The organism is Paenibacillus sp. USHLN196 (assembly GCF_037144955.1).
GTDB lineage: Bacteria > Bacillota > Bacilli > Paenibacillales > Paenibacillaceae > Paenibacillus > Paenibacillus xylanexedens_C.
Genome location: NZ_JBBCYH010000005.1, coordinates 154,447 through 167,514 on the forward strand (window position 1 = coordinate 154,447; position 13,068 = coordinate 167,514).

At 45.9% G+C, this 13,068-nt stretch carries 13 protein-coding genes; 2 read left to right on the plus strand and 11 right to left on the minus strand.

Going from position 1 to position 13,068, the window contains the following annotated elements:
• Positions 1–5 precede the first annotated feature (5 nt).
• From WFI24_RS14065 to WFI24_RS14075, 3 genes are all read right to left on the minus strand, one after another.
• Positions 6–1,037 (minus strand): FecCD family ABC transporter permease, encoded by a 1,032-nt coding sequence (locus WFI24_RS14065; protein ID WP_336761681.1) that lies wholly within the window; start codon positions 1,035–1,037, stop codon positions 6–8.
• A 2-nt stretch (positions 1,038–1,039) separates the two neighbouring features.
• Positions 1,040–2,095 carry a FecCD family ABC transporter permease gene (locus WFI24_RS14070; RefSeq protein WP_145322955.1) on the minus strand — a complete coding sequence of 352 codons (1,056 nt, stop codon included), beginning with the start codon at positions 2,093–2,095 and terminating at the stop codon, positions 1,040–1,042.
• A gap of 262 nt (positions 2,096–2,357) precedes the next feature.
• Positions 2,358–3,098: a glycerophosphodiester phosphodiesterase gene (locus tag WFI24_RS14075; protein ID WP_336761684.1), complete on the minus strand. Its 741-nt coding sequence runs from the start codon at positions 3,096–3,098 to the stop codon at positions 2,358–2,360.
• A 231-nt stretch (positions 3,099–3,329) separates the two neighbouring features.
• Here WFI24_RS14075 and WFI24_RS14080 point away from each other — a divergent pair, with 231 nt between their 5' ends.
• On the plus strand, positions 3,330–3,596 hold the full coding sequence (locus WFI24_RS14080; RefSeq protein WP_336761686.1) for a hypothetical protein: 267 nt from the start codon (positions 3,330–3,332) through the stop codon (positions 3,594–3,596).
• 220 nt (positions 3,597–3,816) lie between these two features.
• On the opposite strand, the gene WFI24_RS14085 is transcribed toward WFI24_RS14080, so the two are convergent.
• The 5 genes from WFI24_RS14085 to WFI24_RS14105 form a co-directional block, all read right to left on the minus strand.
• Positions 3,817–3,945 carry a sporulation protein YjcZ gene (locus tag WFI24_RS14085; RefSeq protein WP_222125237.1) on the minus strand — a complete coding sequence of 43 codons (129 nt, stop codon included), beginning with the start codon at positions 3,943–3,945 and terminating at the stop codon, positions 3,817–3,819.
• Positions 3,946–4,065: 120 nt separating this feature from the next.
• Positions 4,066–4,650, minus strand: a complete 585-nt coding sequence (locus tag WFI24_RS14090) for a TIGR00730 family Rossman fold protein (protein ID WP_169481578.1) — start codon at positions 4,648–4,650, stop codon at positions 4,066–4,068.
• 462 nt (positions 4,651–5,112) lie between these two features.
• Entirely contained in the window at positions 5,113–5,532 is a 420-nt protein-coding gene (locus WFI24_RS14095) for a hypothetical protein (RefSeq protein ID WP_017687369.1), read from the minus strand.
• 19 nt (positions 5,533–5,551) lie between these two features.
• Positions 5,552–6,220, minus strand: a complete 669-nt coding sequence (ung, locus tag WFI24_RS14100; RefSeq protein WP_336761695.1) for a uracil-DNA glycosylase — start codon at positions 6,218–6,220, stop codon at positions 5,552–5,554.
• A 159-nt stretch (positions 6,221–6,379) separates the two neighbouring features.
• The gene (locus WFI24_RS14105) at positions 6,380–7,600 is read right to left on the minus strand and encodes a MalY/PatB family protein (RefSeq protein WP_336761697.1); all 1,221 of its coding nucleotides are present in this window, start codon (positions 7,598–7,600) and stop codon (positions 6,380–6,382) included.
• Positions 7,601–7,850: 250 nt separating this feature from the next.
• Between WFI24_RS14105 and WFI24_RS14110 the strand changes: the two genes are divergently transcribed.
• Positions 7,851–8,558, plus strand: coding sequence for a helix-turn-helix domain-containing protein (locus WFI24_RS14110; RefSeq protein ID WP_145322969.1), 708 nt, complete (start codon positions 7,851–7,853; stop codon positions 8,556–8,558).
• A gap of 156 nt (positions 8,559–8,714) precedes the next feature.
• Here the strand turns inward: WFI24_RS14110 and WFI24_RS14115 are convergent, their stop codons facing one another.
• From WFI24_RS14115 to WFI24_RS14125, 3 genes are all read right to left on the minus strand, one after another.
• Positions 8,715–11,636, minus strand: a complete 2,922-nt coding sequence (locus WFI24_RS14115; protein WP_336761700.1) for an insulinase family protein — start codon at positions 11,634–11,636, stop codon at positions 8,715–8,717.
• 719 nt (positions 11,637–12,355) lie between these two features.
• The gene (locus WFI24_RS14120) at positions 12,356–12,526 is read right to left on the minus strand and encodes a hypothetical protein (protein ID WP_336761702.1); all 171 of its coding nucleotides are present in this window, start codon (positions 12,524–12,526) and stop codon (positions 12,356–12,358) included.
• Positions 12,527–12,658: 132 nt separating this feature from the next.
• Entirely contained in the window at positions 12,659–12,853 is a 195-nt protein-coding gene (locus tag WFI24_RS14125; RefSeq protein ID WP_336761704.1) for a hypothetical protein, read from the minus strand.
• Between the last annotated feature and the right edge of the window lie 215 nt (positions 12,854–13,068).

Sequence of the window (13,068 nt, forward strand, 5' to 3'; positions counted from 1 at the left end):
ACGTTCTATTTCATCTTGCTTAAGAGGTACAGGAAGTATGGCGCACCAATAATGGCAACCAGGATACCCGCAGGTATCTCCGAAGGCTGTAGTATGACACGACCCAGCGTATCTGCAACCAGCACGAGCAATGAACCGATCAGCGCAGATGCGGGTAACAGGAACTGATGTTTTGGACCCACCAGACGACGTGCCAAATGCGGTCCGATCAGACCGACAAAACCGATCCCCCCACTCACAGATACACATGAGCCCGCAAGCCCTACGGCAGCCGCAAGCAGAATCAACCGCTCTCGCTCAACCGGAGTCCCGAGTCCACTTGCAGTCTGGTCACCCAGATTCAACACGTTCAGTACACGCGCCTTATACAGGACAAGCGGTACAAGAATGATCAGAAACGGCAGTAATGCCGTTACAAATTTCCAGTTCGATCCCCAGATGCTGCCAGCCATCCAGGTAGCTACGAATTGATACTTTTCCGGGCTAAGCCGCAATGTAAGCACGATCATGGCAGAACTAATTCCCGCCGCTACCCCGATCCCCGTAAGCAACATACGCGTAGGCAGAATGCCCTCTCCTTTTTTGTAAGAGAGTACGTAGATCAGAAATGCAGCAAAACCCGAACCGATTAGTGCCAGAATTGGCAACAGAAATACCGGCGCTGCTGTCGTTGTCGGGAAGAAGGAAACGAAAAGCATGACAACCAGTCCAGCACCTGCATTGATCCCGAGGATACCCGGATCTGCCAGCGCATTACGGGATACCCCCTGCAAAATACAACCAGATAATGCGAGTCCGGCACCGACCATTACCGAAATCACAATACGCGGGAGACGGAATTCAAACAGGATTAATTCCTGTTTCGCCGTGCCTCCGCCAAACAGGGTACGCATCACCTCAAGCGGCGAGAGCTTGGTAAAACCTGTGTTCATACTCACCACAAAAGCCGTAATAATTAATAGGGCAAGCACAATGAGGACTATCGCACTCTTGGCTCTCTTTTTGCGCTCTGCTCCAACTATTGTTGAGGATTCCATCGTTACAGAGTCCTCCTTTCTTTACGCGCCAGATAGAGGAAGAATGGTACCCCAATGAGGGCAACCAATGCGCCAATTGGCGTCTCGTACGGCGGGTTAATCATACGTGCAGCCAGATCCGCAAATACAAGCAACAGACTGCCCATTACTGCGGAACATGGAATAATCCAGCGATAATCGACCCCAACCAGCTTCCGAGTGAGATGGGGAATAATGAGTCCAACAAAACCAACCGCACCCACGACGGACACGGCCGTACCTGCGAGGATTAGTACAACAATCAGGCCTATGAGCTTGATCAGCCCAGTACGTTGCCCCAAGCCCACCGCAATATCTTCTCCGAGACTAAGCAGAGTAATGGAACGGGAGATGAGAAGACCTGCGATCAGTGCCGCGAGTACCCATGGGAACATGACCTCAAGTTGAGACCACTTCGTTCCGGCTACACCGCCAGCTGTCCAGAAAGCCAGATCTTGTCCAATTCTGAAATATAATGCAATCCCTTCACTGAGTGCCGACAACATCGCTGATACAGCCGCACCTGCAAGGACAAGGCGTAGAGGTGTTAGACCCGATTTGGAAGCTGCACCAAAACCATACACCAACAGGACCCCAAGCCCTGCTCCAATGAAGGAATACATAATGATGTACATAAATGGCAAGCCCGGGAAAAAGGCAAAACAGATCGCAAGTGCAAATCCAGCACCCGCATTCAGCCCAAGCAGACCGGAATCGGCCAGCGGGTTGCGGGTCATGCCTTGCATGATCGCACCAGCTACTGCGAAGCAGGCACCTACCATTGCTCCGCCAAGAATACGCGGCAACCGAATCTCCCATATGATCTGATGCGGAGTCAACTCAGGATTGAAGTCGAAGATGGCCTTCCAGACGACCCCAAGCTTAATATCAGCAGCACCAAAAGAAATGGACAAGGCCATACCCAGAGCAAGTAATAAAATTCCCCCTGTAAGAATAAGTGTGGCTGCCCACGGACGAGTATGTATCTTCGCTGTGGGTGATTCCGGATTATGATTTGCTGGTGAAGCTTTTGAACTCATACGCGCCCACCCTCGTTATGAGTAGAGCTGCTCAAACCTATGTACATAACAATCACCTCTCTATAAATACCAAACTTTAATGATATTGATTCTCATTCCCATAGATCATTGTAAGTGAATCCACGGTCTCTGGCAATGGACAAATGGGACATGTTTATTGCATATATGAAGATTTGCACACAAATTTGTACGCAAAAAGGCTACGCGGAGCCAAAAAGCTCGAACGTAGCCTAGTCATTGCTTATGTAAAACACAGACTTGATTATCGGGCATGTACCGAGATTAAGGATGCCAGAACATCAGGAACATCGGTAATGATCCCTTGTACACCCATGTCAATCATGGCCTGCATCTCTGCGGGATCGTTCACTGTAAATGGATAGGTTACAACGCCATGTGCCAGTGCTGCAGCAATATCTTCGTGTGTAACTGCCCTCTTGTAGGGATGAAGACCAGAAGCTTCAAGTTTGGCAGCATAGTCATAAGGACGATACAACTTTTTTTCCATATATAAAAGCGCTGTACGAATCTCCGGGGCAAGACGTTTACATCTCACCAGTGAAGCATGATTGAAACTGGACAGGACGACTTGTTGCTCCAGCTTCCAGTCCCGGATCGCCTGTATAATCTTCTCTTCCATTCCCTTGTAACTCACGATACCATTTTTTAATTCCAGATTCAGCAGGGTACCTTTCCCCCGTACCAGCTTGAATAATTCCTCCAGAGACGGAATACGTTCCCCGGCAAAATCGGCATGAAACCAGGAACCGGCATCCCGTGTGCGCAATTCATCATAAGTTGTATCCTTAACCCAACCCTCCGCACCCGCAGTTCGGCTTAACGTCTCATCATGAATTAGCACCAATCTGCCATCACACGTCATCTGTACATCGGTTTCAATTCCAGTCGCTCCAAGCTCCAGACTTCGCTCAAAAGCACTCATCGTATTCTCAGGGCATACGGCAGATGCACCGCGATGGGCAATAATCTCCAAGTTCCTCATTCCAGCGCCTCCTGCGTTCAACATTAACTCTATGATCCTCACTATAAACACCGTCTGTTAGACCTGTATTAACAGAGCGTTTAATTACATGACTACTCCGCCAATACAAGCTATATAGTTGAACATCCAACGGGCTGGGGATTCACTCATTTTTGCGAACTCAATCCGGAAATCGACATAACATAGTATGAACGATGGAAGCACTGCACTCCGTTATAAGGAGGTTGACTATTGAACTCCTCAAAGAAAAAATCGACACCTACGCGCCCTCGCACATCCCAATTACAGTCGGCTTCCAGGCATTCCAGAGCATCTGTCCATATCAAAAACAAATCCGGCAAGACGGCTAATCAGCGTTCCTTTAACTCCAGTTCACCCAACACACTGGATCAGCTGGCTATTGTTGCAGCTATACTATCCTTAATTGCAGCCGCCATCGGGCTATATATCGCCTGGAAATCGTTAAGTAACCCGGATCAAACTGCTGTTGTGGTGTAAGCTGCTTGATAAGCAGCGATTGACTCAGGAGGCTCTCTCCTGCTTCTGACGTTATTATTCAGGGGCAGGTTTTTGCTTTTTCTTTCGTTTAACGTATGCTGCAGACGTCAAAAAACCGTTCCCCTGAAACGCCGGCATATACCGGCGTCTCTTTGGAAAGGTCATTTTTATTCGGAGGCTGCCCTTGCAGCGCTATTCCCGTCTCGGGATATTGACCGAATTACAGAACGAATGTGCGGGAGATGATAACCAACAGAATGAACAATACCAGAATTGCACCTGTCGATGTCCATGCTCCACCACTGAAGCCTCCGCCGTATCCGTAACCTGTGCCTTTGAGTTCGCTCATGAGTGACACTCCCCTCTTCACTAAAGTACACTATAGACTATGTCCGATAGCGCGACTTGCTTGGGCAGATCGAAAATTCCCCTCAGAAGCGATTAGTTACAGGTCCTTATTTTCGTACACTCACTGCCCGTTCAGCTGTGACCACTTCTGGGTCAACTCTGCCGGAATATAGGATGACATCTGGTTGAGCAGTTCAGCTGGATCGGATTCCAGACTCCACAGACTAAGATGTGACGTGTTGGAGAACCCTTCCTGTACGCTATGTTCTACCATCTTCATCAGCGGGCCATAATATCCGTTGACATTTAATAAGCCCACAGGCTTGCGATGAATGCCAATCTGTGCCCAGCACAGTACCTCGAATAGTTCTTCAAATGTACCCATACCTCCGGGAAGTGCAATGAATCCATCAGATAATTCCGCCATTGTAGCCTTCCGTTCATGCATGGTTCCCACTTCAATCAGCTGTGTAAGGCCTCCATGGACAACCTCCCCCCGGAACAATCCGGTAGGCATGACACCAATCACTTCTCCTCCTTGCTTCAAAGCCGCATCAGCCACTGCGCCCATCAAACCCATGCAAGAACCACCGTAAACCAGTGCATATCCGCGATCCGCAATCTGTTTGCCCAGTTGGACAGCTTTCTCTGTATAATCGGGGTGATTTCCCGGATTGGAGCCTGCAAAAACAGCTATACGTTTCATTGGGTTTCACTCCTTCTCATGATCTTTTTAGATTGAACTAAAGAATATTTACACTTGCCACTTCGATGACAGAACAACCTTCCGATCGCTGTTATCCCAGATTTTTTGATTCAATTTTACAATGGTGAAAATCTAAGGATAAAGGCGCAGCGTATGCTCCCGAAAGCTTTCTTACAGAAAGCTTTTAACTCCGCTTCTTCAGGTTATTTCTGCCCTCTACGTTCTCATGTAAATGTTTAGTTCAATTTATCTATTTTAATAATATATATCATGAATGTTATGGGTATGTACAACAACAGCTTAACAGACGAATGGACAAAAAAAATACCCGACCGTTTGCAGCCGGCCGGGCTCCCATTTCGATACACATCAATTTAGAAGGGGTTGTTACTACCTAATATACAGACCGAACATTAAATCCGTATGATCTTTGCATGAAATGAATATTAAATCTTAGTATAACTAACGTATTCCACGGCGTGAACGAACGACAAACATATGCTTGTCTTTACGAAGAACCCGGCCATCTGCAAGTTCAACCTGATCCTCGTCATGACGCAGAATCGTCGTGGATAATGCTACAATTTTGGCCCGGCGCCAGATCATAACCTGTGATTTGAAATAGATGGCATTTTCGAACTGAATCGCCTTTTTCATCACATATCCAACTTTGTGCACTTCAGAACGTGCTTTCTTTAAGGGAAGACTCTCTTCGGGAAGAGGTCTGATCATTGCGATATTGTCAAACGATACCTTGATCCGTTTCGGTCCGATCCGTACACATTCCGCTTCTTCATCCCACTCGACCAACGTTCCCTTCAATGGCTCCCGTATGCCTGTTGCACGATATACCGCTACTTTTCGTCCTATCCAATGTCGCAATGTTCTCACCTCCATCTGTCTAGTTTTCAGGTATCTTCCAATCGATCGGTTCAATACCTTTGGAGGTCAAGAAGTCATTGGCTTTGGAAAAGGGACGACTGCCGAGGAATCCACGATGCGCAGCCAGCGGACTCGGATGTGTAGACTCCAGTACCAGGTGCTTGTCCCTGTTAATAAAAGCACCTTTCTTCTGGGCATGACTTCCCCATAGCATAAATACCATTGGCTCTGAACGTTCATTCAATGCACGAATTACAGCATCTGTAAATGTCTGCCACCCTAGTGCCTGATGCGAGTTAGGCTGACCTTCACGGACCGTCAGAACGGCATTTAATAACAGGACTCCCTGCTGTGCCCAATGGACCAAAGATCCATGATTCGGAACCGGCAGGTCAAGATCCGCCTGAAGTTCCTTATATATATTTTTCAGTGAGGGCGGTACGCGAACTCCCGGTCTAACCGAAAAGCTCAATCCATGAGCCTGCCCCGCTCCGTGATAAGGGTCCTGACCAATAATAACAGCCTTAACCTGATGATACGGAGTCAGCTTCAGTGCGGAGAACAGGTCTTCTTTCGGCGGAAAGACCGTCTGCGTTTTATACTCGGCGGCGAGGGTGTAACGAATCTTGTTGAAGTATTCGGCTTCCGTTTCTTCCTGAAGCACCTTGTCCCAGTCGTTTCCAAACATGTGTATAGACTCCTTTCCCCTGATGAATGCAGATTCGTGCAGCCCAACTACGAGGCTCTTCATTCTGAGAGCCGCATGTCATGCGACCCATAGACTATCCACCATTTTAACATAACCGGGGACAGCAGGCCAGAATCACGCATCAGGGGATTGGTGACTTTACACTTGAACGGGTACCTCTTCGACTTCTTTTACAAGTACACTGCTAATTCTCCGCAATCCTTCCTGAAGGACAGAACGGGGACAAGCCAGATTCAAACGAATACACCCCTCTCCATTCGCCACAAACATATGACCATCTTCGAGCAACACACCCGCTTGCTCAGCGAAGAATAAAGGTAGACTTACATGCTCGGGAGCATATGCCGAGATATCTATCCAGGCCAGATATGTGGCTTCCGGAATATGAAAGACGGCCAGTGGCAGATGTTGCTTCACATACTGTTCTACGTAGGCGAAATTGGCATCCAGGTAATATTTTAATTCTGTCAGCCATTCATCACCTGTTTCGTAAGCCGCCTGAGTAGCAGCGATGCTCAGTGGGTTTTTGAAACCATAATGGCGTGCCTGCCAGGTGGCTCGAAGTGCCTTATTCGAAATGATGACATTGGAGAACATCAGACCAGCCATGTTAAATGTTTTGCTCGGGGACATGCAAGTAATGATTCGATCCGTATCCGGGAACAGCTTCGCGAGTGGTGTATGTTTCTTGCCAGTCCGCAGCAGATCACAGTGAATTTCATCCGAAATGACCCATACGTTGTTACTCAGGCAGATTTCACCCACACGTTGCAGCTCCTCCGTTGTCCAGACACGTCCAGATGGATTATGCGGGTTACAGAAAATACATACCCTTACCTTCTCATCCTTCGCCTTGGCTTCAAAATCCTCGAAATCAATCGAGTAACGTCCCTGCTCGTTGATCATATCCGAACATATCAGTTCAAGATTGTTATGCTCCGCAGCTGACTTGAAGAAACCATAAGAAGGGGTCACAATCAGTACTTTCTCATCCGATTGACAGATATATTCCACCAGTTCATATAAAGCGGGGATGATCCCATTCGAGGTCTCCAAATGCTCCTTCGGGAAGGACCAGTCATAGTATCTTTTCATCCAATTGGAGACAGCTTCGTAGTATGCGGGATCGAATACTTGGGAGTAACCCATGATTCTACGGTCCAGACGCTCCTTAACTGCATCCAGAATCTCGGGAGGTGTGGCGAACTCCATATCCGCAATCCACATGCGAATGAATTCTTCGTCCTTGAATGGAAATGTCATATCTTCTGTCGCGTTAAAAATATATTGACGGAAACCATCCGTATTCATGGCATTTGTACCTGTGCGGTCTATAATCTCATCAAAGTTATACTTCATAGCTTCTGCTCCTCTGTCTGCTCTACTTTTTCATTGTCGGTTCATGTCGTATTACATCTATTATTTCATGACGTAGAAATTGCATCAAATGCAAGAGAATCTATTCAGACGAAACAAATCAAGATTATTGTTTCTCCAAAATAGGTATTTCCGTGAAAAAGTGATATATTTCTCATATAGCATCATTTTTCTGAATGACTTTCATCTTTTTCACGTACTCTCAAGAAACATTGCATAAGGAGAACCGGGTATGAACAATATCAATCAGGAAGTCGGCAAGAAAATTCGAAACTTTCGGAAGTGGCGGGGACTAACCATTCAACAGCTTGCGGATCAGATCTTCAAGAGCAAAGGCACACTATCCAAATATGAGAGTGGAGATATTACACTCGATCTGGTCACGTTACATCATATTGCAGATGCGCTCAATATTCAGGTGGAGCAACTCTTGTACCAAGAGCCAAGGCATGCTTCTCCCTTGATGAATGCAGTCCCTTCCAGCTTTTTCAAGAACTCCACCCGTTTCTATTCTTATTTCTATGATGGGCGTAACAACAGTCTGATTCGTTGTGTCATTGACATGATGGCTCAATCGGATGCCAACCGTTATCGCACCGTGATGTATATGAATGTGAAGGACTTCGAGAACTATCAGGAGTGCGAGAATATGTATTGGGGCCACACCGAGCATTATGACACACTGACCACACTGATTTTGAAAAATCAGGCCACGCCACTGGAGAATCTATATATTAATATTTTGGCTTCTTTTCAGGAATCCGAGAAAAAGTGGGGACTGATGGCAGGTGTCTCCTTCCGACCTTTCATGCCTATTGCGCTGAAAATGCTATTCTCCAGAACCCCACTGCCCGAGAATCAGGAGTTATATCATGAATTGAAAATCTCAAAGGAAGACCTGCGGACTTTGAAAATATACAACATGCTTGCGGTCACCTGAGTAACAAGGCATTTCTTTCATTTTCTTATGGAATGGGAACGGCCCTTTTTATAGAAAAAAGGCACTTGTATCAACTGTTCATACCAGCTGATACAAGTGCCTTTCGCATTTGATGCCTATTGGATTGGGGGATCTGTGGATCGGCAAGACTAACGTTTAATTCTTAATTAAATCAAGCGTCTCGTCAAACATTTGCTTCTGTTCCTCAATCTTGTTCTCATTACCGATCACACAGCGCTGTTGCTGTTCAAGAATGGCCGATAAGAGCTCAGCAAAACCGATAATGTCGCTTTCCTTTGTGCTTAACACTTCGTCACGTTCCTGCTGCAGATCCGCTTCAGTCACATTCGACAGATAACACTCCAGGGAGAAAGCACCTTCTCCATAAGGTGTTCTCGGCGTATCGAGATCCTGAATCGCACCAATGATATAACGTGTCATCTCCCGCTCGTCTGCCCGGAAATCGGTCAAATATTGCGGTATCTCTTCATATACTTTGTACGTTTTATCGAGATTAGGATCACGATACGATGCAACGTAACTGTCTCCATTGCGTCTAAAGCCTGACATGCAACCATAGGCTCCGCCTTTGGCGCGGATATTGGTCCACAAGTAATCCAGAGACAGAATCCCCTGCAAAACCCGCAGTGAACCCGTGTATTGATATCCTTTGTCGATATAATTGCCCGTTTGCACGACATACTGCACCTCTGAAGGGGAACGGAATCCTTCCTTATGAGTTGCAGGTGTGAACGTAAACTCTTCCTTGGCAACTTCATGTGTGAACAGCTTCGCTTTCAGATCGGATACCTGTTGCTCCAGTCCCTCATATCCCTGTTCATCGGCCGTATAACTAACAAGCAAGTTCTCCGGTCTGAAGATGTACCCAGTCAACTCTTGCAGGCTGGAAGATAACTCTTCTTTTCTGGCATCAAAGTTCTCCTGAAGATCCTCAAGCCACTGGTAAAAGGCAATGCCACTCACCGCTTCTCTGAAATCCGCAACCGCTGAATGTTTGGACGAAGACCGGCCAATTCCTGCTGAATGTCCGCTATTCATCAGATTACGTTGCAGATTACCTTTCATCTGAGAGATGATCTCATATAACCGCTTCGAATTATCGAATCTGGATGTGAACACAATTTCTTTAATCATATCAAAGGCAAATCCAAGTTTGTCATACAACACTTTGGCGTTGAACTCATAGGTAGCCTTGAATTCATTGTGCTTATGCGCGTTAGCATAAGATCCAATCCCGCTATGAATACCGCCTGAATGGATATGAATTTCATTGGACAATTCATTAAACGAGTAGTTTTGAGTGTCCACGTAGCCCAATACATTTTTCAGCAATCCTGCATACGGCAGGAGATGACGTGGAACTTCTTTGATATCAAACAACAGTCTCAGATAACCAATTCCGTTCGTGTAGAGGTTATGGTGCAGAATGGTTGTGCCATCGACCTCGTTCACCGTTTGATGCAACGTAGAGGCTTTTGGTTCGATATCTTCGATCGATAACGTCGGAATGACCTGCTGCTGCTCTTTGGATGAAGGTGTATTCTGATATTCGGCGAGTGCTTCCGTTTTCTGAATCAACGTCTGAACTTCTTCCTTACTAAGACCGGCCTGAATAGTTTTCAGACGTTCTTTCAACGCTTCCTCCTTGCGTGAGTTCAGCCCCTTATCCGGGGTAAGCGCCACAAAGGAAGTATGTGTGTTTTGCAATATATACTTCTCTATCAGTTGCTCGAAGTAACCTTCGTTCATTTTTATCCGCAGTTCAGCAAATACGTCATTGGCTTCCAGATGTGTGAAAGGTGCTTCCTCATCGTACAACCAGCTTTGCAGGGAGGAGAATCCGTAGATCAGTCCCTTTGGCATTCTGCCATAGTCCGCTTCCCTGTGATTGAACTCATATGAGTTAATGCCTGCAAGCAGCGCTTTCGGATCAAAACCTTCTTTCACCACACGCTCAAGCACTTCTTTTACCGTTCCCAGGAAATCCTCTTTGCTCGCCAGGTTGCTCTTCTTCAGTCCAACCGTGAACACAGGCTGATACAGACTGTCATCATACGAACCGTATACATCCTTAGCAATGCCCTTATCCAGCAATGCCTGCTTCAATACCGCTCCCGGAGCGTTCAGCAGTGCATATAGCAAAATTTGAAACGAAATGTTCAGTTCCTTATCCAGACTTGTGCCAATCACCGCATTGTAGGTCAAGAAGCTGTTATCCACTTCCGATTCCGTACTTCCCGCAGAGTAAGTCTTGACCGTATCCACCCGCTCTGCAAAAGCAGGCTGAAGTTGAATGGCAGAATCAATCTCGATTCGATCATATGCACTCAGATAGTTCTCATCCAGCCATTGCAGCTTCTCTTCCATATCCATATCGCCGTACAGATAGATGTAACTGTTGGACGGATGATAGTATCTCGTGTGGAAATCCAACAGCCCCTGATAGGTCAGATCCAGGATAGCTTCCGGGAACCCGCCAGACTCGGAGGAGTATGTTGTATTCGGGAAAAGGGAGTTCAGCACTTCTCTGCGCACCATTCGTTCCGGTGAAGAAAAGGCACCCTTCATCTCGTTATATACAACTCCATTATAGGTTAACTCATCATCTGCAGAGGTCAGATTGTAATTCCAACCTTCCTGCAGAAATATCTTTTCATTCTCATAAATATTCGTATTCAATACCGCATCCAGATATATATCCATCAGATTATGGAAGTCATGATCATTACGACTCGCGATCGGATAGATCGTCTTATCCGGATACGTCATGGCGTTAAGGAATGTATTCAATGAACCTTTCAGCAACTCAACAAAAGAATCCTTGGCCGGAAATTTCTTGGACCCACAGAGCACGGAGTGTTCGAGGATATGGGCTACCCCTGTATCATCTTCCGGAGGTGTGCGGAAACCGATACTGAATACTTTGTTGTCGTCCTGATTGGACAAAAGTACAATTTTGGCTCCGGATTTCTGGTGTTCCAGCAGATACGCATCCGATTTCAGTTCTTCGATTCTGCGCTCCTGTAACACCTTGTATGGCTTAAGCTGTTTCAACATAAACTTGAGTCCTCCGTCCATAAGATTGTTTTATTGGTTTTGTGACTTATCGTTCAGCAGGGTAAAGGTAATATATGCCTACGGATAGTATACACCATTGTCCCGTCTCTTCATAAAAAGACCGTCGAATCCACTTTCTGATATGTATTAGGCAGCGTTTGTGTTTATGAACTGCATGGTGAAGTAGTGGGTCATGACATTCCATTCATATAAAAGAACATAAAAAAAAGATCGCATGCAGCTTGGTTAACAAGCGTCATGCGATCTTTCTTTTTTAAGATGCCGAGGACCGGGATCGAACCGGTACGGTAGTCACCTACCGCAGGATTTTAAGACATATGCTTCGATTGATATAGATTGGAACGGAAGGACAAAATGCAGTCATATCAAGGATTCATGTCATTAGCTTATAGGACTAATTTGGACTGATTTCTACAGCTTGGCCTACAGTCTGTCCCCAATTTGTCCCCAGCTCGCCCCCTAGTTTACTCAAGCAAAATTGAGTTTTCTACTGAAGGCAAAACAACTTTAACGGCTTTTATAACCCTTGTGCAGAAGTCAAAATCTGCGCAAGGGTTTTTGGCTATTGATCCCAAATAAGCTTAACAACGCAATTCTCTTTCTTCTATTTACTCTACTATGCGCATTCAGTTCCGGCAGAACCATTTTGGATGATTCATTCTTATAAGCAGTTATCATCAATCAGTTTTGCTCATCATTTAATATTCAGTCCAATAACTCAGATCATTTGGTCGGGCAGGCGAAGCTTGAGAAATTTTAGGCTGCTCAGACTCCCGCTCCCAACCCTCCAGAATAACAATATTATCGGTATCCGATTTGTTTTCCCACGTTATGTAATTTGCAGCAATCAGACCGTTTAGAGCAGACATAATGTCTGCTTTTCCCCTTCCAGTCTTTATGATCAGCTCATGAATCGTGGGAAATCGTCGCCGTATTCCTTTATAGTTATATAAAATCCTCAGAACTTTCCGCTCATAGTCATTTAGCATCTGACCTACCCCCTATGCTGTCGTCTTAATCGGATGACACGCCAGTAACCCCGATTCCTTGAAAGTCCGTGGCTCACCAGACAATAGATCATCTGCCTTAATGAGACCGGATCGAATGCTTTTGTCTTGTATCCGCCGTTTTGTTATCTTCCCGCTTTGATCCTCATATATGATTTCGACCAACCAACCCAGGTATTTTACTGGCATGTTCATCCCTCCAAATAACAGAACACTTGTTTGCTTTATCAGTATATGCGAACATTAGTTCTTTATTCAACAGAAAAAATACCCAGTCAGGCGACTAGGTATTTTCTGCACTTAATGACTTGGTCATTAAGCTAACGGGCAGGTTAGTTGAATGATTAACCTTCACTTCGAAAAATATGTGCAACACTTTCCCTTGGATGATCGTTCCTACTATA

What these genes read in the sequence shown, in the direction of transcription:
- WFI24_RS14065 (WP_336761681.1), bottom strand. Translation starts at nt 1,037, where the DNA reads ATGGAATCCTCAACAATAGTTGGAGCAGAGCGCAAAAAGAGAGCCAAG.
- WFI24_RS14070 (WP_145322955.1), bottom strand. Translation starts at nt 2,095, where the DNA reads ATGAGTTCAAAAGCTTCACCAGCAAATCATAATCCGGAATCACCCACA.
- WFI24_RS14075 (WP_336761684.1), bottom strand. Translation starts at nt 3,098, where the DNA reads ATGAGGAACTTGGAGATTATTGCCCATCGCGGTGCATCTGCCGTATGC.
- WFI24_RS14085 (WP_222125237.1), bottom strand. Translation starts at nt 3,945, where the DNA reads ATGAGCGAACTCAAAGGCACAGGTTACGGATACGGCGGAGGCTTCAGT.
- WFI24_RS14090 (WP_169481578.1), bottom strand. Translation starts at nt 4,650, where the DNA reads ATGAAACGTATAGCTGTTTTTGCAGGCTCCAATCCGGGAAATCACCCC.
- ung (WP_336761695.1), bottom strand. Translation starts at nt 6,220, where the DNA reads ATGTTTGGAAACGACTGGGACAAGGTGCTTCAGGAAGAAACGGAAGCC.
- WFI24_RS14105 (WP_336761697.1), bottom strand. Translation starts at nt 7,600, where the DNA reads ATGAAGTATAACTTTGATGAGATTATAGACCGCACAGGTACAAATGCC.
- WFI24_RS14110 (WP_145322969.1), top strand. Translation starts at nt 7,851, where the DNA reads ATGAACAATATCAATCAGGAAGTCGGCAAGAAAATTCGAAACTTTCGG.
- WFI24_RS14115 (WP_336761700.1), bottom strand. Translation starts at nt 11,636, where the DNA reads ATGTTGAAACAGCTTAAGCCATACAAGGTGTTACAGGAGCGCAGAATC.
- WFI24_RS14120 (WP_336761702.1), bottom strand. Translation starts at nt 12,526, where the DNA reads ATGTCTGCTCTAAACGGTCTGATTGCTGCAAATTACATAACGTGGGAA.
- WFI24_RS14125 (WP_336761704.1), bottom strand. Translation starts at nt 12,853, where the DNA reads ATGCCAGTAAAATACCTGGGTTGGTTGGTCGAAATCATATATGAGGAT.